This window comes from Loktanella salsilacus (assembly GCF_900114485.1).
In the GTDB taxonomy this organism is placed as follows: Bacteria; Pseudomonadota; Alphaproteobacteria; order Rhodobacterales; family Rhodobacteraceae; genus Loktanella; species Loktanella salsilacus.
The window spans coordinates 37,341-57,623 of record NZ_FOTF01000008.1 but is presented as its reverse complement, the minus strand read 5'-3'; the positions used below and the strand labels follow the sequence as shown (position 1 = coordinate 57,623).

18 protein-coding genes and 1 tRNA gene are annotated in these 20,283 nt (G+C 61.1%); 10 read left to right on the top strand and 9 right to left on the bottom strand.

All coding sequences use genetic code 11. The features are described 5' to 3' along the window. Positions 1-290 precede the first annotated feature (290 nt). From BM131_RS08800 to leuC, 7 genes are all read right to left on the bottom strand, one after another. A tRNA-Pro gene (locus BM131_RS08800) sits at positions 291-367 on the bottom strand. A 33-nt stretch (positions 368-400) separates the two neighbouring features. Next, a complete protein-coding gene (locus tag BM131_RS08795; RefSeq protein WP_090188484.1) occupies positions 401-1,459 on the bottom strand; it encodes a DMT family transporter in 1,059 nt (352 codons plus the stop codon). A 126-nt stretch (positions 1,460-1,585) separates the two neighbouring features. Then, positions 1,586-2,692, bottom strand: coding sequence for a 3-isopropylmalate dehydrogenase (gene leuB / locus BM131_RS08790; protein WP_090188481.1), 1,107 nt, complete (start codon positions 2,690-2,692; stop codon positions 1,586-1,588). Positions 2,693-2,762: 70 nt separating this feature from the next. After that, the gene (locus BM131_RS08785; RefSeq protein WP_090188820.1) at positions 2,763-3,698 is read right to left on the bottom strand and encodes an endonuclease/exonuclease/phosphatase family protein; all 936 of its coding nucleotides are present in this window, start codon (positions 3,696-3,698) and stop codon (positions 2,763-2,765) included. 89 nt (positions 3,699-3,787) lie between these two features. Continuing rightward, positions 3,788-4,546 (bottom strand): hypothetical protein, encoded by a 759-nt coding sequence (locus tag BM131_RS08780; RefSeq protein WP_245754190.1) that lies wholly within the window; start codon positions 4,544-4,546, stop codon positions 3,788-3,790. Positions 4,547-4,919: 373 nt separating this feature from the next. After that, entirely contained in the window at positions 4,920-5,525 is a 606-nt protein-coding gene (leuD, locus tag BM131_RS08775) for a 3-isopropylmalate dehydratase small subunit (RefSeq protein WP_090188476.1), read from the bottom strand. Next, positions 5,525-6,928: a 3-isopropylmalate dehydratase large subunit gene (gene leuC, locus BM131_RS08770; protein WP_090188474.1), complete on the bottom strand. Its 1,404-nt coding sequence runs from the start codon at positions 6,926-6,928 to the stop codon at positions 5,525-5,527. Before leuC ends, leuD begins: the two co-directional genes overlap by 1 nt. A 300-nt stretch (positions 6,929-7,228) precedes the next feature. Here leuC and BM131_RS08760 point away from each other — a divergent pair, with 300 nt between their 5' ends. The 3 genes from BM131_RS08760 to rlmH all read left to right on the top strand — a co-directional run bounded on the left by BM131_RS08760 (position 7,229) and on the right by rlmH (position 9,755). Further along, positions 7,229-8,635, top strand: a complete 1,407-nt coding sequence (locus BM131_RS08760; RefSeq protein ID WP_090188467.1) for a mechanosensitive ion channel family protein — start codon at positions 7,229-7,231, stop codon at positions 8,633-8,635. 170 nt (positions 8,636-8,805) lie between these two features. After that, positions 8,806-9,285, top strand: coding sequence for a ribosome silencing factor (gene rsfS / locus BM131_RS08755; protein ID WP_392336520.1), 480 nt, complete (start codon positions 8,806-8,808; stop codon positions 9,283-9,285). Continuing rightward, positions 9,285-9,755, top strand: coding sequence for a 23S rRNA (pseudouridine(1915)-N(3))-methyltransferase RlmH (rlmH, locus tag BM131_RS08750; protein ID WP_090188462.1), 471 nt, complete (start codon positions 9,285-9,287; stop codon positions 9,753-9,755). The genes rsfS and rlmH overlap by 1 nt, the downstream gene beginning before the upstream one ends. A 44-nt stretch (positions 9,756-9,799) precedes the next feature. Here rlmH and BM131_RS08745 read toward each other — a convergent pair whose 3' ends face one another. Further along, on the bottom strand, positions 9,800-10,441 hold the full coding sequence (locus tag BM131_RS08745) for a GDSL-type esterase/lipase family protein (RefSeq protein WP_090188460.1): 642 nt from the start codon (positions 10,439-10,441) through the stop codon (positions 9,800-9,802). 100 nt (positions 10,442-10,541) lie between these two features. On the opposite strand from BM131_RS08745, the gene BM131_RS08740 reads away from it, so the two are divergent. The 3 genes from BM131_RS08740 to BM131_RS08730 are packed head-to-tail and all read left to right on the top strand — an operon-like array spanning position 10,542 to position 12,292. Next, positions 10,542-11,453: a thioredoxin family protein gene (locus BM131_RS08740; protein ID WP_090188458.1), complete on the top strand. Its 912-nt coding sequence runs from the start codon at positions 10,542-10,544 to the stop codon at positions 11,451-11,453. Between the two features lie 30 nt (positions 11,454-11,483). After that, a complete protein-coding gene (locus BM131_RS08735; RefSeq protein WP_175499242.1) occupies positions 11,484-12,119 on the top strand; it encodes an LON peptidase substrate-binding domain-containing protein in 636 nt (211 codons plus the stop codon). After that, positions 12,116-12,292 (top strand): Trm112 family protein, encoded by a 177-nt coding sequence (locus tag BM131_RS08730; protein ID WP_090188452.1) that lies wholly within the window; start codon positions 12,116-12,118, stop codon positions 12,290-12,292. Before BM131_RS08735 ends, BM131_RS08730 begins: the two co-directional genes overlap by 4 nt. Here BM131_RS08730 and BM131_RS08725 read toward each other — a convergent pair. Further along, complete coding sequence (locus tag BM131_RS08725) at positions 12,289-13,536, bottom strand: UbiH/UbiF/VisC/COQ6 family ubiquinone biosynthesis hydroxylase (protein ID WP_090188449.1); 1,248 nt, start codon at positions 13,534-13,536, stop codon at positions 12,289-12,291. The genes BM131_RS08730 and BM131_RS08725 overlap by 4 nt on opposite strands. Before the next feature lie 46 nt (positions 13,537-13,582). Here BM131_RS08725 and BM131_RS08720 point away from each other — a divergent pair, with 46 nt between their 5' ends. From BM131_RS08720 to BM131_RS08705, 4 genes are all read left to right on the top strand, one after another. Then, positions 13,583-14,911, top strand: a complete 1,329-nt coding sequence (locus BM131_RS08720) for an amidase (protein WP_090188447.1) — start codon at positions 13,583-13,585, stop codon at positions 14,909-14,911. Positions 14,912-15,043: 132 nt separating this feature from the next. Next, entirely contained in the window at positions 15,044-16,222 is a 1,179-nt protein-coding gene (locus BM131_RS08715) for an aminotransferase class I/II-fold pyridoxal phosphate-dependent enzyme (protein ID WP_090188444.1), read from the top strand. 11 nt (positions 16,223-16,233) lie between these two features. Beyond that, on the top strand, positions 16,234-19,269 hold the full coding sequence (locus BM131_RS08710; RefSeq protein ID WP_090188441.1) for a DNA translocase FtsK: 3,036 nt from the start codon (positions 16,234-16,236) through the stop codon (positions 19,267-19,269). A gap of 148 nt (positions 19,270-19,417) precedes the next feature. Next, positions 19,418-20,239, top strand: coding sequence for a bifunctional allantoicase/(S)-ureidoglycine aminohydrolase (locus tag BM131_RS08705; RefSeq protein WP_090188439.1), 822 nt, complete (start codon positions 19,418-19,420; stop codon positions 20,237-20,239). Positions 20,240-20,283: the final 44 nt, after the last annotated feature.

Sequence of the window (20,283 nt, the reverse complement as noted above, 5' to 3'; positions counted from 1 at the left end):
GGTTTGATTGTTAATGCATGGTCAGTCTTTGGTCTATCGGGGCGATGCTTTTCGGCGCTGGCAGACAGTAGTCCAAAGCGCAGTGTGGCCTAATCATACTACAGTGGTTCAATCAGGATTTGTGCCTCGCGGAACGTGGTGACGACCTCGCCATTGAGTTATTCGTCCCGATCGCGGGCCTTTTCGCGGTGAGGTGGGGCATCATATTAGCATGCACTGAGCAAGGTGCTCTTAGGTCAGAAGACTGATCCCAAAGGCAAAACATCTCTGCAATTTACAAGGCGGATATATGGTCGGGCTGAGAGGATTCGAACCTCCGACCCCCTGCTCCCGAAGCAGGTGCGCTACCAGGCTGCGCTACAGCCCGACCGTGGCGGCGTCATAAGCGTTTGCCAAGTAACTATTCGCTGTCTTTTCGGCGTGGTTCTGCCACTGGCGGGACGCGTCCCGGCAGCCCGCGCAGGTGCGGCCGGGCGGCAGCAGAAGGCGCAGATTGCGGCACGATCCGCGGTTCTGCTGCGGTCTTGTCCATCTCTCTTGGACGGGGGCGCAGGAACGTCCCCGTCTCGAACCTAGCGCGTGTGCGCAGTACCGGTGTGCCGCTTTCGGTCGACCGGCTCTCTCGCAGCACGATATACAGGCCAGAGGCGATGATGATGCTCGCGCCCAGCACTGTGGCACCGTCAGGCGTTTCGCCAAAGAACAACATACCATAGGCCGTGGCCCACAGGATCTGACTGTATTGCATTGGCGCGACAATCACCGCCTCGCCGGATTTATAGGCCGCGATCACAAGCAGGCCCGCGATAAAGGCAAAGACTGAAATCACCGCCAGCATCCCGATATGCGCAATCGGCATTGGCTCGTAAACGAACACCAGCGCGATCCCCATGACGACAAAGTTGCCCAGCATCGGGAACAGCATCAGGACGACGGGCCGTTCATCCGCGCCAATTTTGCGCACGATAATCGACCCCAGCGATCCGCCAATCGCCGACACCAGTGCCGCCGCATGACCCAGCTCTAGCTGGGTGCTGCCGGGCCGTAGGACGACTAAAACGCCAACCAGTCCCACGATAACCGCCAGCCCCCTGCGCAGACGCACCGTTTCGCCCAACAGCGGCACGGCCAAGATCGTGATCAGCAAAGGGGACGCGAATAAGATCGCGTAAACCTGCGCCAGCGGCAGCACGGTAAAGGCGTAAAACGCGCAGAACCCGGTCACAACAGCCGCCAGCGTGCGCACCAGCATCCACCACGGATGCTTTGGCAGCAGCGTGCCCGGCGTCGCGTCCCGCATCAGTGATACCGTCGCTAAGGGAAACGCCAGCAAGACGGAAAAGAACACGATCTGGATCGGGGAATAGCTGCCGCCCAGCACCTTAATAAAGACGTCGTGCGTCGCGAAAATACCAAAGGCAAGCAGGGCGAGCAGGGCGCCGCGGGCGTTAGATGACATGGGTGAGTCCTTGTTCGGCTGCAATATCTGAACGCAACCTTGGTCGACCCTGCACCGCAGAAGGTCAAGACGGCCTTAAAGCAGGGCGGCGATCTTTGCCGCCCTGCCGTCTATTTCAGCGCTAAATTACAGGCTGGCGTCCAGCGCCGCCAGAATTGCATCGCCCATTTGCGTGGTGCTGATGGGCGAACCGCCCTCTGGCCCCAGCAAATCAGCGGTGCGGGCACCGTCAGCCAGCACCTGCTCGACCGCTGCTTCCAGACGATCCGCTTCTGCGCCAGCGTCAAAGCTGTAACGCAGCGCCATGGCAAAGCTTAGGATGCAGGCAATCGGGTTCGCTTTGCCCTGACCTGTGATGTCGGGGGCGGAACCGTGTACCGGCTCGTACAGCGCTTTCGGGCGACCATTCGCCATCGGCAGACCCAGCGAAGCGGATGGCAGCATCCCCAGCGAGCCTGTCAGCATTGCAGCCGCGTCGGACAGCAAGTCGCCAAAGAGGTTGTCGGTCACGATGACGTCGAACTGCTTGGGGTTCCGCACCAGCTGCATCGCGCCGTTGTCGGCATACATGTGCGACAGTTCGACGTCCGCGTATTCCTTCTCGTGGATCTCGGTCACGACCTGCCGCCAAAGCACGCCGGATTCCATCACGTTGGCCTTTTCCATAGAGCACACACGATTGCTGCGACGACGTGCCAGCTCAAACGCAGACCGCGCAACGCGGGCAATCTCGGACTCGGTGTAGCGCTGGGTGTTGATGCCGACGCGCTCGTTACCCTCGAGGTGGATACCGCGCGGTTCGCCGAAATAAACGCCAGAGGTCAGCTCGCGCACAATCATGATATCAAGGCCGGCCACGATGTCGCGCTTCAGCGACGAAAAGTCCGCCAGCGCGTCAAAGCACTGCGCCGGGCGCAGGTTGGAAAACAGGTCCATTTCCTTGCGCAGACGCAACAGGCCACGCTCTGGCTTTACGCTGAAATCCAGATCGTCGTACTTGGGGCCGCCAACAGCGCCCAGCAGCACGGCGTCGACTTCTTGCGCCTTCGCCATGGTGTCGTCGTGCAGTGGCGTGCCGTGCTTGTCATAGGCGCAGCCGCCGACGAGGTCTTCTGAGATATCAAACGGCATGTCGCGCTTGTCACCATACCAGGTGATGATGCGCTTCACTTCGTTCATGACTTCAGGGCCGATGCCGTCGCCGGCGAGGATCAGAAGGGTTGGATTCGACATGGGATACGTCCTTGGCTGCAAACGGGTTGACACCGCGTAACGCCAAGGCGGTGCGGTTTCAAGCCGCACCCTATCGGCGCAGGTCGACCCAGACCAGCCGGTGCGGGCCAGCGACCTCTGCTATCTTGGCATTTGGGTCATCCGGCGGGGGCCAAAACACACCCGATCCCGTCACAGTCCACGTCGCTGCAGGCAGCACATAGCTCACCCGCAGGTTCCCCGGCGCGCCGTCGGGCCAATCGGCTGTATCCAGCGCCGGATCGCCGGTATGTTCGGCGTCAGCCGCCGCAAGGCCGCCGTTGCTGCGGGGCAGGGGGTCCGTCAGGCGCGGATCGGCCAGCATCGCGGCCATCGCACCCCGCAATCCATCGCCGTCCATGGGGTCAAGGTTGGCATTGCCCGCAATGACATAATCCTGCGGCGAAGCGCCGAAATCACCGTCCAGCGCGTGCGCCCACAGCAGCAGCTCGTCCCGATTGCGCAAACCATTGCGATCCTCTGGCCCGTCAAACACAGGCGGCGTCGCGGAGAATGCCATGACGGTGACGGGACCATACGGCGTTTGCACTGGCACGATCCAATGCCCCGTCGTGGACAGCCGCTGAATGTTTGCGATTTCATCGGTCCACAGCGGACCGTTCGGCAGCGTCGCCCAAGGCAGATCGCGCCACAGCAGTGGTGACAAATCCTGTACGGCATCCGCATTAATCGGCCAGCGCGAAATCAAAGCCATGCCGCTATCGCCGCTGAATAGGCCGTACCCCTGCGCATCGCGCGCCTCGCCCACACGGCCATTGCCGTCCAGATCAAGACCGGTCGCCATGCCCGCGTTCGGCAGCAATGCAAAGCTATGCGCAAACCCCATCCGGTCTGCCAAGGCCTGCGTCGCAAGCCCGTCCCGGTCGTAATCGACATCGGTCAAAAGCAAAATATCGGGGGCAACCTGCGCCACAATGGCGGCAACCGCATCAATCTGATCGTCCGCCCGGCCCAGATCGCGCAGCAACAGGCCGGGGCCCTTGCGTCCCAAAGGTGCGGCAAAGGTGGCGATGCGAATGTCTTGTGCGCTGACCTGCCCGGCCAGCAGCGCGCAAATCAGACCGGCAACAAACCCTCTGCCGCAGCGCGGGCGTATTCGCGCTTGCGCTGCACGTGGATCATCTGCGCCACACGCGACAAGGCAATGCCCCGCATCAACAGACTCGCCGGAAGAAAGGCCCATGCGGCAACCATCCAGATCAGAGTTTGCGGGTCGTTCACGACAATCGGCGTGAAAAGAAGCGACACCGCCTTACCCAGCGCAGGAAATACGAAGGGCAGCAAAAAGCCAAGGATCAGATTGATTTGGCTATCGCGGTTCAGCCGCTTCACGACGTCGCCGCCAGTTGTGGGGTCGAACATCGGCAGGTTGACCCAAACATTGAACGAACCGCTACGCCGGGGCCAATGATGAAACCGCAGCAGCACACCAAAGGTGGCGATGGACAGCAGCGACACCAGGTAGGCCAACCCGGCGGTGATCGAGATCAGGTAAAGCACGCGGCTTTCCGTGCCTTCGGGCATCATTAATACCATCAAGCGCACAGGCGAAAACGGGAAATCCAGCGATCCGCCAATGCGTTCACCCAACAGCTGCATCAACCGTGTCAGGGTCGACGGTGCCTCGAACCCGCGCATGATTAGCGACAGCACCAGCACGGTGGTAAACAGTGCGATAAACCGCAGCCGGTTGAACGGCGGCGCACTGCGAAATTCGATAAAGCTGGGACTAGCGACGGAATATTCAACAAAGGTAAAGATTGCGGCAAAAATCGCGACAAGGGCAACGATTTGTAGGCCATCCTGGCTTTGCATAGGCAGCAATATTGATGGAAGGGATATGAGCGCGACCACGCAAAGCGCCCGCATTCCCGCTGCCGGGAGGGTCGAATGTACTGCCATAACGTCCTCTGCCCGGGCAGCTGCGATACGATGCCGCAACTTTGTCCCGTTCTTTCCCCGTGATTGTGTCGCGGGCTGCCTCTTTATTGCCATTATTTTGCCCCGATTCAGATCACTTCGCAACTACCTGTTAATTATCGGTAAATATGCATGGCATTTTTGCGGCGAGGGTGGTGCGGCTTTGCAACCTTTTCTGGTTTAACTTTGGGCAGGCTAGAAGCGGGCACAAAATATGGGGCCGGATCGCTCCGGCCCCATATGGCAGTGTTAAAAACTTTGGGGGGTCTTAGACCCAGGGACGGGCCGTCGCAGCCTGCGCTTCGAAGGATTCGATCGACGAGGCCTTTTCCAAGGTCAGGCCGATGTCGTCCAAGCCGTTCATCAGGCAATGCTTTTTAAAGCTGTCGACTTCGAAATTGAACACTTCGCCATCGGACGACGTGATGGTTTGCGCTTCCAGATCAACTTCGATCCGGGCGTTGGACCCTTTCTCGGCGTCCTTCATCAGCACATCGACCTGCTCTTGCGGCAGCGCAATTGGCAGGATGCCGTTCTTAAAGCAGTTGCTGTAAAAGATGTCGGCATAGCTGGGCGCGATCACGCAGCGGATGCCAAAATCCTTGATCGCCCAAGGCGCATGTTCCCGCGACGATCCGCAACCAAAGTTGTCGCCCGCCACAAGGATTTCCGCATCCCGGTACTGCGGCTTGTTCAGCACGAAGGTCGGGATTTCGTTGCGGTCGTCGTCATAGCGCATCTCGTCGAACAGGTTCACGCCCAAGCCAGACCGTTTGATGGTCTTCAGGAACTGCTTGGGGATGATCATATCGGTGTCGATGTTGATCAGGGGCAGAGGGGCCGCGATGCCGCTCAGTTTGTCGAACTTATCCATTACATCATCTCCCGAACGTCAGTGAGGTGGCCAGTGATCGCGGCGGCAGCAGCCATCGCAGGTGACATCAGGTGGGTGCGACCACCCCGGCCCTGACGGCCTTCAAAGTTGCGGTTGGACGTCGCTGCGCAACGCTCGCCCGGCGCCAACTGGTCGGGGTTCATCGCCAGACACATGGAACAACCCGCCATGCGCCATTCAAAGCCAGCATCGATAAAGATCTGCGCCAGACCTTCTTCTTCAGCCTGCGCACGGACCAGACCCGAACCCGGCACGACCATTGCGCGGGTCACGGCGATTTTCTTGCCCTTCAGGATCGCAGCAGCGGCGCGCAGATCTTCGATGCGGCCGTTGGTGCAGGACCCGATGAACACGGTGTCGATCTTGATATCGGTCAGCGGCATGCCCGCTGTCAGGCCCATATACTCGATGGACCGCTGGGCTGCATCGACCTTGCCACCCTTAAAGTCGCTGGCGGCAGGCACGGTTGCCGTGATCGGCAGAACGTCTTCGGGCGAAGTGCCCCAAGTGACGGACGGCGCGATGTCTTCGCCCTTGAGCGTGACAACCTTGTCCCAATGCGCGTCGTCATCGGAATAAAGCGTCTTCCACCATGTCAGCGCGGCTTCCCACTGCGCGCCCTTGGGGGCATGCGGGCGGCCGTTGCAATAGGCATAGGTCTTTTCGTCCGGTGCGATCAGGCCAGCGCGCGCGCCGCCTTCAATCGCCATGTTGCAGACGGTCATGCGGCCTTCCATCGACAGATCGCGGATCGCTTCGCCGCAATATTCGATGACATAGCCGGTGCCGCCAGCGGTGCCGGTGACGCCGATGACGGACATGGTGATGTCCTTGGCCGTGACGCCCGGGCGCAGCTTGCCCGTGATCTCGACCTTCATGTTCTTGGACTTCTTCTGGATCAGCGTCTGGGTGGCCAGCACGTGTTCCACTTCCGACGTGCCGATCCCGTGGGCCAGAGAGCCGAATGCACCGTGAGTCGCCGTGTGGCTGTCACCGCAAACAACGGTCATGCCGGGCAGGGTCCAGCCTTGCTCTGGGCCGACGATGTGCACGATGCCCTGACGGACGTCAGACACGGGGTAATAGTGGATGCCGAATTCTTTGGCGTTGGTATCAAGCGCCTCAACCTGAATGCGGCTGTCTTCGGTCATCGTGGCCGCATTGGCGCGATCCAGCGTGGTCGGCACGTTATGGTCCGGTACGGCGATGGTCTTGGCCGGATCGTGCACGGTGCGACCCGTCATGCGCAGACCTTCAAAGGCCTGCGGGCTGGTCACTTCGTGGACCAGATGGCGGTCGATGTACAAAAGGCAGGTGCCGTCTTCGGCTTCATGGGCGACGTGGGCATCCCAGATTTTATCGTAAAGCGTCTTGGGGGACATATGTCCTCTCCCGTATAAAAGGTGTCGTGGATGGGTAGACATGATGCGGGCGCAAAAGCGCCGCGCGCATCATAGATGAGCGAGGATCGTGCAGGTCGCGCCAAAAAACCGCCAAGGCAGCCGTGCGCGATCATCCATGTCAAAAACTGGTGTCATACGCGCTCAGATATACCTCTGCGTCATTTGCCGCAAGGGTCTGTTGGGAATGCCGCAATGGCGGTGTTTGGACATGGTATCGTGCGTTTTGGGTGTGACGGGCGAAACCAATGTGCCATCTTGTCTGCAACAAGGGATGGATCAATGGCGCTTCACGATGACCTGCTGAACACTAGCGTAAGCGCGCCGCTGGGCGATGTGCTAGGCCTGTGGCAGGGGATCATCGGGTCGGTTGAATCCTACGTGATGACGCTGTGGCGGCCTTGGGTCGGCTATCAGCTGCTTATTGCCTTGGCCGTACTGCTGGTGGCGCAGCTTTTGAAAATGGTGCTGGCCCCGCGTCTGCATGCATGGATGCGCGCCCGCGAAGGCTGGCCGATGTGGCGCATCCGTTGGCTTGTTGTGCTGCATAAACGCCTGCGGGGGATCTTGTTCGTTGGCATGATTTGGCTGGTCGTGATCGTCATGCGCGATCTGACGTGGAACAGTCGCAGCTATCAGCTGTCGATCATCGCCAATCTAGCGACCGCTTGGCTGGTCGTGGCGCTGACAACGCGGCTGATCGGCAATCCGATCCTGCGCAAGGCCGTGCGCTATGGCGCTTGGGTCTGGGTGACGCTGTCGATCCTTGGGCAGACCGATACCTTCACCAACCTGATGGATAATATTGCGTTTTCCATCGGTACCATGCGGATTTCAGTGCTGCTGGTCGTGCAGGCAATCCTGATCCTTGGCGTGTTGTGGTTCGCGGCCCGCTTTATGTCGCATACCGTGCGCAGCCGGATCACGGGCAACGCAGATATCAGCCCATCCATGCAAGTGCTGGCCGTCAAAGCGATGCAGTTGCTGTTCTATGGCATGGCTGTCTTCATTGGCCTGAAGACCATCGGTATCGACCTGACCGGCCTTGCTGTTCTGTCCGGTGCCATCGGCGTTGGCCTTGGCTTTGGTTTACAAAAGGTAGTGTCGAACCTTGTGTCGGGCATCATCCTGCTGCTGGATAAATCGATCAAGCCCGGCGATGTCATCAGCCTTGGCGATACCTTCGGCTGGATCAATTCGCTGGGGGCGCGCTATGTCAGCATCACGACCCGCGACGGCAAAGAATACCTGATCCCGAACGAGGATCTGATCACCGGCCAAGTGGTCAACTGGTCCCATTCGAATGATTTTGTCCGGCTCGATATCTACTTTGGCACCGCTTACGGCGATAACCCCCACGACGTGCGCCGCATCGCGATAGAGGCAGCAATGTCCGTCCCTCGCGTGTTGGAAAGCAGGCCGACCGTGTGCCACATCGTCGGTTTTGGTGACAGTTCGGTCGACTATATCCTGCGCTTTTGGATTTCCGACCCGACGGGCGGCCTGACAAATATCCGCGGAAACGTCTTTCTCGCGCTGTGGGATGCTTTTGCCGCCAACGGCATCTCGATCCCGTTCCCGCAACGCGAAGTGAAAGTCCTCGAAGGATCAGAGCTGCGCACAAGGCCTGCGTCATCGCAGCTGCGCGAAGATGCGGCGGATGCGGGCAGGGCACCGATGCCTGACTAGCCCGGACGGCAAGAAATGGCCTCCGCCGATCAGTGCGCGTAAAACCTGCTACCACAGCGTTTCGCTAGCTATCTGCGCGCTTTGCCGTTGACACTTGCCTGACGACACACTAGCGCGCGGCCTTCGGTCATTGAAATGACACCCAATCCGGCCTACGTTCGGATCAGGCCTTGCACCGGGGCCGTCCCGTCCGGTGCCTATCATCGGAGGACGATGCACTGTCTCTTTCCACCTCGGCAGCATCCGCTGCCAACACGGGAGCCCACGCTGTGAAGGCGGCGGCTTCCTACGACAGCGACCAGCTGCTTGATGCAATCCTGAAATCGCTAGATGACGACAAAGCCGAAGAGGTTGTGAAAATCAACCTGCGCGGCAAGTCTGAAATGGGCGACTGGATGGTTATCGGCTCTGGCCGTTCCACCCGCCAAGTCTCTGCCATGGCTGAAAAGCTGACCGAGAAGCTGAAGAACGAATACGGCATCATCAGTAAGATCGAAGGCAAGGATATCGGCGACTGGGTCCTTATCGACACCGGCGACGTTATTGTTCACCTGTTCCGGCCCGAAGTCCGCGAATTCTATCAGCTGGAAAAAATGTGGACCCCGGGTGCACAGGACGATCTGGCGATGGACCCGACCAAGGCCCCCTGATGCGCGTGCGTATCTGCGCCGTGGGCCGCCTGCGTGGCGGCCCCGAATCTGCGTTGATCACCGACTATCTGACCCGCTTTGACCGCACGGGCCGTGCGCTTGCGCTTGGCCCGGCGGAAATCATCGAAGTCGATGACCGCAAAGGCGGCGGCATGGCGGGCGAAGCCCCGCTGCTGGCCAAAGCTGTGCCTGACGGCGCGCTGCTCTGCGTGCTGGATGAGCGCGGCAAGGTGATGTCTTCCCCCGATTTTGCAAACCAGCTTGGCACATGGCGTGACCAAGGCCGCCAAGACGTCGCCTTTGTGATCGGCGGCGCTGACGGCATCGACCCGTCCCTGCGTGACCGCGCCGATGCGGCGCTGTCCTTTGGTAAGATGGTCTGGCCCCACATGATGGTGCGCGTGATGCTGGCAGAGCAATTGTATCGCGCCGCGTCCATCCTTGCCGGGTCGCCCTATCACCGCGTGTGAAGGTGCCTCCGGCGGGAGTTTATCCGGCAAGGTGAATAGGGGCGCTATCGCGCGAGACTGGCGATGTTTTCGGCAACGACTTTACCTAAGATTTTGTGAGTTGGGGCATCATAATGAACGCCGTCCTGCTGGCTCACCTCGATATGTTCGCCGGCGTTCAGAAAACCGACACCCCAGTTCTTGGCGAGCGCTGCGTAAAGCGGCGGCAACGCGCGTGATTTGGCAGCACCGCCGTAAAACACCTGCGCGATCGGGCCTTGTTCCAGCACCGGCGGCGGGCAAATCAGCAGCACTTTAAACCCGCTATGCCGTGTCTGCATCGCCTCGCCGCAGGCAATGGCAAGCAGGCCCGCGACGCCGGCGGTGATGCCTTCGGCGGTCAGGCCAAAGTGCGCTTTGCAATCGTTTGTGCCCAGCATGATCGTCAGCACATCAATCGGTCCGTGGCTTTCAAGCGCGACCCGCAGACCCAGATGCCCGTCCATATGCGCGCCCATTTCGGGATCGGCTCCGGCGCAGGCAGTGCGGCCGGGCAGGCCTTCCTCGATCAAGGTGCAGCCGGTCTGCGCGGCCATAACTTGCGGCCAACGCGTCGACGCATAGTGGCGCGCGTAAATGCCGCGCACCGTGATCGGCGGCGTGCCGTGGGTGTTGCTGTCACCAAAGGTCAAAACGGTCTGTGTCATCCTCAAATGCTAGGCTGCCGTCACTGCGCCGGCAATCCCCCCTTGGCCTTTGGCCCCCGCGGGCACATATAAGTCACGAAACGGATGAAGGAGATCGATCATGGAACTGCTCGGCGCCAAGACCCCCACCCCCCAAGCGGGGAATATCATCGACGGCACAGACGCGACATTCATGGCCGAGGTCGTCGAAGCTTCGATGACGATCCCCGTGATCGTCGACTTCTGGGCCCCCTGGTGCGGCCCCTGCAAAACGCTTGGCCCCGCGATCGAGGCTGCTGTGACCAAGGCTGATGGCCGTGTGAAGCTGGTAAAGATCGACGTCGATGCCAACCCCAGCTATTCGGGCCAATTGCAGGTGCAGTCGATCCCGACTGTCTATGCCTTTTGGCAGGGCAAGCCTGTTGATGGCTTCCAAGGCGCGCTGCCGGGCTCTGAAATCGACGCTTTCGTCGAAAAAACCGCAGCCTTGGCAGGCGAGCCGGACAACGGTCTTGCCGACGCCATCGCGGCCGCGCAGGAAATGCTGGACGAAGGGGCCGCGGCCGACGCTGCTGAAACCTTTGCCGCGATCCTACAAGAGGACCCGAATAGCGCGCCAGCCTACGCGGGCCTCGTCAGCGCCCACCTTGCGTTGGACGACGTGGATCAGGCAGAGGCGATCTTGAACGGCGCCCCGGCGGGCATCAGCACCGACCCCGCACTAGAGGCTGTTGCTGCCCGCATCACCCTGCTGCGTGAGGCTGCTAACACTGGCCCGCTGGCCGAACTGGAAGAGCGCATCGCCGCTGACGAGAACGACCACCAGGCGCGCCTAGACCTTGCGACTGCCCTGCACGCCAAGGGCCGCAGTCAAGAGGCGGTAGATCATCTTCTGGACCTGTTCCGCCGTGATCGTGAGTGGAATGACGGTGCCGCTAAGACACAACTTTTCAAGGTGTTCGATGCCCTTCCGGCCAAGGACCCAATCGTTTTGACAGGGCGGCGCAAACTTTCGTCGATGATATTTGCCTGATGCGTTGCGCGGGCTAACTGGAAGGTCATCATGAAAATATCAGACCTTCCAGACACCATCCCCGTTTTCCCGTTGCCGGGGGCCTTGCTGCTGCCACGTGGCAAGCTGCCGCTGCACATCTTCGAGCCGCGCTATTTGGCGATGATCGAGGACGCAATGAAAACGCCATCGCGCCTGATCGGGATGATCCAGCCCTATGACGCGCCGGGAAAGGCCGGCAAGCTGCACAGCATTGGCTGCGCAGGCCGCTTGACCGCGTTTAATGAAACCGACGACGGGCGCTATATGATCACGCTGTCCGGCATGTCCCGTTTCCGCGTGACCGAAGAGGTCGAGGGTTTCGCGCCTTACCGCCGCTGCCGCGTCAGCTGGGCCGGCTTTGACCGCGACCTTGGCCCAGTAGAGCGCGACCCGGAATTTGCCCGCGACGTCTTTATGAACGCTCTGTGCCGTTACTTTGACGACCAAGGGCTGAAAACCGACTGGGACCAGTTGGGCGACGCCGAGGACGAGCTGCTGATCAACTCACTCTCGATGCTTTGCCCTTTTGCGCCAGAAGATAAACAGGCGTTGTTAGAGGCACCAAGCTTGTCAACGCGGCGCGAAACCTTGATGACACTGATTGAATACGCCCTGCGGGGCGGCGATGACGAGGTGATGCAATGACCGATTTCGACCCCCAAATGCTGGAATCGCTGGTGTGCCCGCGCACCCAGGGCAGCCTGCGTTATGACGCCGCCGCGCAGGAATTGATCAGCAAATCCGCGCACTTGGCATTCCCAATTCGCGACGGCATCCCCGTCATGCTGGTGGACGAGGCCCGCCGGATCGACGACTAACGCATCAGGCGGGGCAGGTCCCCGTTCAGGCCTGCGGCTTCGCGGATAAAGCGGCGGCGCAGGCCAGGAACAGCGTTAATCACGCCCATGCCCATGTCTCGCAATCCGCGCAGCACAGGGTTGTCGTTTGAAAACAGTCGGTTGAACGTGTCTGTTGCAATCGCCAACCGCGTTGCGTCGAACCTGCGCCAGACCTGGTAACGCTCTAGCGCGATGACACTGCCGATATCCTCGCCCCGCATTTTCGTGTCTTCCAGCACCTGCGCCAAGGCCGCGACATCGCGCAGGCCAGCGTTCAAGCCTTGGCCTGCAATCGGGTGAATCCCATGCGCCGCATCGCCGACCAGCGCCACGCGCGGGGCAATCAGGCTGTCGGCCAGCGTCAGGCCGAGGGGGTAGGAAAACCGCTGACCCACTAGCGTGATGTCACCCAGAAAAGACCCGAATGCGGGCTTTAGAGCCTCTAGAAATGCGCCATCATCCAGCGCTAGAACCTCTTTTGCGCGGCGCGACTGTTCACTCCAGACGATCGAACTGCGGTTGCCGGTCAGCGGCAAAATCGCGAGCGGCCCGCCGGGCATAAAAAACTGATGCGCAATTCCGTTATGCGGCAGCTCATGCGCCACAGCGCAGACAATGGCGGTCTGGCCGTAATCCCACCCTGTTCGCTTGATCCCCGCGCGCTGGGCTACACCGCTGCTGCGTCCGTCGCAGCCGACCAGCAGGCGCGCAGACAGCACCTCGCCATCGTCCAGCGTGACCTCGACTTTGCCGCCAAGCGCCAGTTGCGCGACAACTTTTCGCCCTGTCATGTGGTTGATGCGGTCTTGCGCTGCGACAGCATCTAGCAGGGCGGCGCGCAAATGGCGGTCTTCGACCAGCCAGCCCATCGGGCCTTCCTCAATCTCGGCGTGGTCGAAATGCATCATCCACGGACTTGCGCCTTCGCCGGCGCGGCCATCCGTGACCTTAATATCCAGCATCGGTTGGGCGTCGCCCTTCAGCGCATCCCAGACCCCAACGCCGCGCAGCAGACGCATCGACCCCAGCGCAATCGCATAGGATCGCCCGTCGAAATCGCGCGCGCGGTGCGTATCTGGCGTGATCGCGTCAATAATCGTAACCCGCAGCCCGGATTGCGCGGCTGCCAATGCCAGCACGGGGCCGTTCAGCCCGCCACCGACGATGATGATATCTGTCTGTTCCATACCCTGACATATGGCTGCGCGCGCGGGATTGTCCATGCGGTGCGCGGTCGCTAGCGTGGCGAAAATATCGAAAGGGATCGCAATGGACGACTGGCGCTGGATGACCGCAACCGCACTGGGGCAGGGGATTGCCGATGGCAGCATTGATCCGGTCGCCCTGACCGAAGTCTTTCTGACCGCCATCGACACCCACGAACACCGCGACCGCATCTATGCCCGCGTGACAGCGGACCGCGCCCGCGCTGAAGCGCTTGCCGCAAGTCATCGCGCCAAGGCCGGCCTGCGCCGCAGCCCCCTTGATGGCGTGCCGGTCAGCTGGAAGGATCTGTTCGACACCGCCGGCGTCGCGACGGAGGCGGGCACCCGCCTCATGGCGGGCCGGATTCCGGATACAGACGCCGAAGTGCTGCGCAACGCCACCGCGGCCGGCCTCGTCTGCCTTGGCAAAACGCATCTGTCAGAAATCGCATTCTCTGGTCTTGGCCTGAACCCGATGACCGCGACTTCGCCCAATGTGAATGACCCAGATGTCGTACCGGGCGGGTCGTCGTCAGGGGCTGCCGCTTCGGTTGCCTTCGGTCTTGCTGCCGCTGGAATCGGCTCTGATACAGGCGGATCGGTGCGTATTCCGTCGGCTTGGAACGATATCACCGGGTTCAAGACGACCCACGGCCGCTTGTCCTTGGCCGGGTCCGTCCCGCTTTGCGGCACCTTCGACACCGTCGGTCCGCTGTGCCGTTCGGTGGGGGACGCCGCCCTGCTGACTGCCGCGATGGCGGGCACGAAAGCCCCCGATCTGCGCGGCACGGACGGCCCTCTGCGGCTCGCGATCCTTGACACCATCACGATGGACGATGTGCGCGAACAGCCGCTCGCAGGCTTTACCGACGCCGCAAACCGTCTGCGCGACGCTGGAGCCGACATCACCCACATCGCCCTGCCGGACCTCGCGCAGGCGTTTGCCGCCTCTGCCGCGCTTTATACCGCCGACAGCTGGGCGTGGTGGCGCGACCGGATAGAGGCGAACCCGACAGCGATGTTCCCGCAAATCTATGCCCGGATCAGCGCAGGCCGCGATATTGGTGCAGCGGATTACATCGCCGCGTGGTCGATGCTGCGCGATTTGCGCAAGGCCTACGCCGCCGCGACAGCCTCTTTTGATGCTGTCATCATGCCCACTGCTGCGATCATGCCGCCAAATGTGGACCGACTGCTGACTGACGATGACTACTACAAAACCGAAAACTTGCTGGCCCTGCGCAACACCCGCGTTGCAAATCTGATGGACCTGCCCGCCGTATCGCTGCCCACCGGCACCCCGTCCTGCGGCATCATGCTGTGCGGCCATACCGGTCAAGACGACCGCCTTTTGCGCGTCGCCGCACAGGCCGAGGCCGCCTTGCAGCGCTGATCAAGCAGGACACAAAAGACACAATACACTGCCGCGCCCCTGTTTTATGGGCCTGACCTTCTGGACAGGCCCATCACCCACCGTTTAACCTAGGCCCAAGCGGGGCGTTCATGATCCCGTAACGAGGCAGTGATGGAATACCCCAAGCGGTTTGCGAACCTTCCGGTTGCGACGTGGCCCCGACTCCGTGGGCTGCTGGATGCTGTCCAACCGGGCGGCGATCCCATCAACATGACCATCGGCGATCCGCAGCACCCCATGCCCCCGTTCTTGGCTGATGCCATGGCTGCGCAGATCGCAGGCTTTGGCGGCTATCCCAATAATGACGGCGCGCCTGCTTTGTTGGATGCGATCTCTCGTTGGTTGAACCGTCGCTATGGTGTCACCGTCGCCACAAATGAAATCATGGCCCTGAATGGCACGCGAGAGGGGCTTTATAACGCTTCCATGGCGCTGTGCCCCGAAGTCAAGAACGGCCAAACGCCCGTCATCTTGACCCCGAACCCATTTTACCAAGTCTACGCCGTCGCCGCGCTTTCTGTTGGGGCAGAGCCTGTTTATCTGCCCGCCACCGCAGATACCGGTCACTTGCCAGACTTCGATGCCGTTCCCGCCGACGTGCTGGACCGCACTGCGATCGCCTATATTTGCTCGCCCGCGAACCCGCAGGGCGCTGTGGCAACCGAAGACTACTGGCGCAACCTGATCACCCTTGCTGAAAAGCACGATTTCAAGATTTTCGCGGATGAATGCTATTCCGAGATTTATCGGGGCATCCCCCCCGTCGGCGCACTGCAAGTTGCACAAGCGATGGGCGCAGATCCCGAACGCGTGGTGATCTTTCATTCGCTGTCAAAGCGGTCGAACCTCGCGGGCCTTCGCTCTGGTTTTTGCGCCTCTGGACCCAAAAACATCGCAGCGATCCGCGCCTTGCGGGCCTACGCCGGTGCCCCGCTGCCCGGCCCAATCCAAGCCGTATCCGCGCTGGTTTGGGACGACGAAGACCACGTCATCGCGTCCCGCGCGCTTTACGCAGAAAAGTTCGACATCGCCGATCGCATCTTTGGCAATGTCCCTGGCTATACCAGTCCAGAGGCAGGTTTTTTCCTTTGGCTCCCCGTGCCTGATGGCGAAAAGGCGGCTCTAACCCTTTGGTCGCAGACAGGTGTGCGCACCCTTCCCGGTGCCTACCTGTCCCGCGACGTCAGTGGCTTTAACCCCGGCGCGGGATTCATTCGGGTGGCCCTGTGCGGCCCCAAATCGGACGTGGAGCGCGGGCTGACCCGCCTGCGCGACACACTTTACCAGTGAGGAACGGCAAAATGGCATCCTATCAGACACGGCACCGCGACCCGCTTCTGGACAGCGAAACCCAGGCCGTTCTGGAACGCCGTAGCAAGGAATTGCTTGGCATTGGTTTGATCATCGTCGGCTTGCTGGCCGCGATGATCTGCTTCAGCTATTCGCCCACCGATCCGTCGTGGATTTCCGCCAGCGATGCGCCCGTGCAAAACTGGCTTGGCGTTTTCGGTGCAGCAACCGCCGCCCCGCTGATGATGATCGTGGGCAAAGGGATCTATGCCTTGCCGCTGGTCCTGATCGCATGGGGTACGCGCTTTGTGCTGCACCGCGGCTCTGATCGCGCCATTGGCCGCGTCATCTATGTTCCCGTCGTGATCGCCGTTGCTGCGCTTTATGCTGCATCCTTGCCGCGCGGTGACGCTTGGCCCGCCAACTTTGGCATGGGCGGTCTGTTTGGCGACACCGTGCTTGGCATGGCGCTGACGATCCTGCCGCTGGGCCCGGTGATTGGCGTAAAACTGCTGTCGCTTCTGCTGGGCGCTTTGACCGTGGCCGCCATGTGCTTTGCCCTTGGCTTTACCCGCCCCGAACTGCGCACGGGCACCCAGTTTGTGCTGATGGGCACTGTCATGCTGTATGACATGATCCTGCGCGTCGTGGGGCAGGGGACCGCCCGTGCCACGCAGGCTGCTACCGCTGCCCGCGGCACTGTTGCCGCCCGCATGGCCGACCGGGCCGATGCCCGCGCCAGCCGCCCGGTAGAGCCGCCAGTCGATATGAAAGCCCGCGCTATAGCTGCCGTGCGCAGCCGCCCTGTGACAGCTGCCGCGCCCGTGATGACCGCCACTGCCGCCGCTGCCGGGGGGCGTAAAATGCCGCCCATCATCCGCGCCGACGGCTCTTATGACAACGCAGAGGCCGCGCCGCAGCCACAAATCGCGCCTGAAATGGCCGCACCGCGCAAAATGCCCGGACTGGGCAACCTGCTGCGCCGCAAGGACCCAGAGCCTGAGTTGGTCGAGGCGGAAACCTTCGATCACGACCTCGAATCCCCACCAGAGGACCGCGTTCGCAGCCGCATCACAGACGCGATCAAGGCGCGCGTCATGCCCGCCCCGCAAGCAGAGCCGCACCCCGTCACAGGCGTCCGGATCGAACCCTCGCTGACCGCTGGCCGCCGCCCGCAACCGCTGGTTTTGCCGGTGGTCCCGCCGTTGGCTGCCGCCCCCGCGCCAAATCTGCACGACGACTGGCAGGACGACGAGGCGGAAATGTTGATCGACGACGACATCAACGAACAGGACTTCACACCTGCGCCCGCTCCGGTGGCCGCACCACCCGTCTATCAGCGCAGCACCCTGCCCAGAACCGAAGCGCCGTCCCTCACAGCAGAGCCGCTGTTCGACCCCGAAGCGCGTCCTGTGATCCCTGCCGCCACCCCGCGCAAAGCCGTCGTGCAACACGGCATGCAGCGCGCCACCATGCCCAGCAAACAAGCCAAAGCCGAGGCGCAACCGTCCCTGACGTTTGAGGAAAAATACGCGGATTACGAAATGCCACCCCTGAACCTGCTGACCAGCCCGTCAGAGGTACAGCGCCACGTCCTATCCGACGAAGCGCTCGAGGAAAACGCGCGCATGCTGGAATCCGTGCTCGATGACTATGGCGTAAAGGGCGAAATCGTCTCGGTCCGTCCCGGTCCCGTCGTCACGATGTACGAACTTGAACCCGCGCCGGGCCTCAAAGCGTCGCGCGTCATCGGCCTCGCTGACGACATAGCCCGGTCCATGTCCGCCTTGTCTGCCCGCGTCTCTACCGTTCCGGGCCGCACTGTCATCGGCATCGAACTCCCGAACGAGAACCGCGAAAAGGTCGTGCTGCGCGAAATCATCTCGGCTCGCGATTTCGGCGACAGCAACATGAAGCTGCCCCTTGCGCTGGGCAAAGACATCGGTGGCCAGCCTATTGTCGCCAACCTCGCGAAAATGCCTCACCTGCTGATCGCCGGTACCACGGGTTCCGGTAAGTCCGTCGCGATCAACACCATGATCCTGTCCCTGCTGTATAAGCTGACGCCCGAAGAATGCCGGATGATTATGATCGACCCGAAGATGCTGGAACTCAGCGTTTACGACGGCATCCCGCACCTGCTGTCCCCCGTCGTAACAGACCCTAAAAAGGCCGTTGTGGCCCTGAAATGGGTCGTTGGCGAAATGGAAGAACGCTACCGCAAGATGTCCAAAATGGGCGTGCGCAACATCGACGGCTACAATGGCCGCGTGAAAGAGGCGCTCGCCAATGACGAGCTGTTCAGCCGCACCGTGCAAACCGGCTTTGACGACGAAACAGGCGAGCCGGTATTCGAGACAGACGAATTCAAGCCCGTCGTGCTGCCCTACATCGTCGTCATCGTGGACGAGATGGCCGACCTGATGATGGTCGCTGGCAAGGAAATCGAAGCCTGCATCCAGCGCCTTGCCCAGATGGCACGTGCCTCTGGCATCCACCTGATCATGGCGACGCAGCGTCCGTCCGTCGACGTCATCACTGGTACGATCAAGGCCAACTTCCCGACACGGATCTCTTTCCAGGTGACATCCAAGATCGACTCACGCACCATCCTTGGTGAAATGGGTGCCGAACAACTGCTTGGTATGGGTGACATGCTTTACATGGCTGGTGGATCGAAGGTCACCCGCGTCCACGGCCCGTTCTGTTCGGATGAAGAGGTCGAGGAAATCGTCAACTACCTGAAAAGCTTCGGCCCGCCCGAATACATGTCCGGCGTGATCGAAGGCCCGGACGAAGACACCGAAAGCTCTATCGACGCCGTGCTCGGTCTTGCTGACGGGTCTGATTTGGAAAACGCGCTTTATGACACGGCCGTTGCCATCGTTATCAAAGACCGCAAATGCTCGACCTCTTACATCCAGCGCAAACTGGCGATCGGCTACAACAAAGCCGCCCGTTTGGTTGAACAGATGGAAGACCAAGGCGTCGTCAGCTCTGCCAACCACGTCGGTAAACGCGAAATCCTCGTGCCAGAACAGCACTGACCGCGTCCCCTTCTTCTGGTCAAAAATACCTTCGGGGGGGGCCGCATCGCGGCGGGGGGCAGACAGCCCCCCTCCCCCCTTTGCCAAGCGCGCTGAAACCGTATCTAAAGATCTAGGTTCACCATTCGGGCCTACAGGGATCACAGATATGACCAACTACTACACCCCAACTGGCGGCCTGCCGCCGCAAACCGACCTTTTGACAGGTCGCGCCGTCTTTACGGACGCCTACGCCGTCATTCCTAAAGGCACGCTGCGTGATATCACCACCAGCCTTTTGCCCGGCTGGGACAAGATGCGGATGTGGGTGATCGCCCGCCCGCTGTCCGGCTTTGCCGAGACCTTTAGCCACTACATCACCGAAGTCGCCCCGGGCGGCGGGAGCAAATCGCCCGAGACAGACCAAGGTGCGCAAGCCGTGCTCTTTGTCGTGTCGGGCCATGCAGAGTTGACCATCGGCGATCAAACCCACCTGCTATTCCCCGGTTCCTACGCCTATCTGCCGGCAGGCTGCGACTGGACCTTTGCCAACGACCACGATGCGCCCTGCACATTTCACTGGATCCGCAAAACCTATGTCCCAGCGCCGGGCCTGCCCGCGCCAGAGGCATTCGTGACCCAAGTCAGCGATGCTCCGACAATCGAAATGGAAGGCACCAACGGCGCGTGGTCCACAACCCGCTTTGTCAGCCCAACCAACCTGTCCCACGACATGCACGTCAATATCGTGAATTTTCAGCCCGGCGGCGTGATCCCCTTCATGGAAACCCACGTGATGGAGCACGGCCTATATGTGCTTGAAGGCAAGGCTGTTTACCGCCTGAACACCGACTGGGTCGAGGTCGAGGCTGGCGACTATATGTGGTTGCGCGCCTTCTGCCCGCAGGCTTGCTATGCGGGCGGTCCGGGGCCGTTCCGCTATTTGCTATATAAGGACGTGAACCGGCACATGCCGCTGGGGCTGCGCTAAGTCGCGGGGGGCGGAGGGGGCTGTCTGCCCCCGCGCTACGCGCC

Excerpts from the sequence above, each read along its gene's own strand:
- BM131_RS08760 (WP_090188467.1), top strand. The coding sequence starts at position 7,229 with ATGGCGCTTCACGATGACCTGCTGAACACTAGCGTAAGCGCGCCGCTG.
- leuB (WP_090188481.1), bottom strand. The coding sequence starts at position 2,692 with ATGTCGAATCCAACCCTTCTGATCCTCGCCGGCGACGGCATCGGCCCT.
- BM131_RS08705 (WP_090188439.1), top strand. The coding sequence starts at position 19,418 with ATGACCAACTACTACACCCCAACTGGCGGCCTGCCGCCGCAAACCGAC.
- BM131_RS08720 (WP_090188447.1), top strand. The coding sequence starts at position 13,583 with ATGGACGACTGGCGCTGGATGACCGCAACCGCACTGGGGCAGGGGATT.
- BM131_RS08735 (WP_175499242.1), top strand. The coding sequence starts at position 11,484 with ATGAAAATATCAGACCTTCCAGACACCATCCCCGTTTTCCCGTTGCCG.
- BM131_RS08740 (WP_090188458.1), top strand. The coding sequence starts at position 10,542 with ATGGAACTGCTCGGCGCCAAGACCCCCACCCCCCAAGCGGGGAATATC.
- BM131_RS08715 (WP_090188444.1), top strand. The coding sequence starts at position 15,044 with ATGGAATACCCCAAGCGGTTTGCGAACCTTCCGGTTGCGACGTGGCCC.
- BM131_RS08730 (WP_090188452.1), top strand. The coding sequence starts at position 12,116 with ATGACCGATTTCGACCCCCAAATGCTGGAATCGCTGGTGTGCCCGCGC.
- rlmH (WP_090188462.1), top strand. The coding sequence starts at position 9,285 with ATGCGCGTGCGTATCTGCGCCGTGGGCCGCCTGCGTGGCGGCCCCGAA.
- BM131_RS08710 (WP_090188441.1), top strand. The coding sequence starts at position 16,234 with ATGGCATCCTATCAGACACGGCACCGCGACCCGCTTCTGGACAGCGAA.
- BM131_RS08725 (WP_090188449.1), bottom strand. The coding sequence starts at position 13,536 with ATGGACAATCCCGCGCGCGCAGCCATATGTCAGGGTATGGAACAGACA.
- BM131_RS08780 (WP_245754190.1), bottom strand. The coding sequence starts at position 4,546 with ATGCAAAGCCAGGATGGCCTACAAATCGTTGCCCTTGTCGCGATTTTT.
- BM131_RS08745 (WP_090188460.1), bottom strand. The coding sequence starts at position 10,441 with ATGACACAGACCGTTTTGACCTTTGGTGACAGCAACACCCACGGCACG.
- leuD (WP_090188476.1), bottom strand. The coding sequence starts at position 5,525 with ATGGATAAGTTCGACAAACTGAGCGGCATCGCGGCCCCTCTGCCCCTG.
- leuC (WP_090188474.1), bottom strand. The coding sequence starts at position 6,928 with ATGTCCCCCAAGACGCTTTACGATAAAATCTGGGATGCCCACGTCGCC.
- BM131_RS08795 (WP_090188484.1), bottom strand. The coding sequence starts at position 1,459 with ATGTCATCTAACGCCCGCGGCGCCCTGCTCGCCCTGCTTGCCTTTGGT.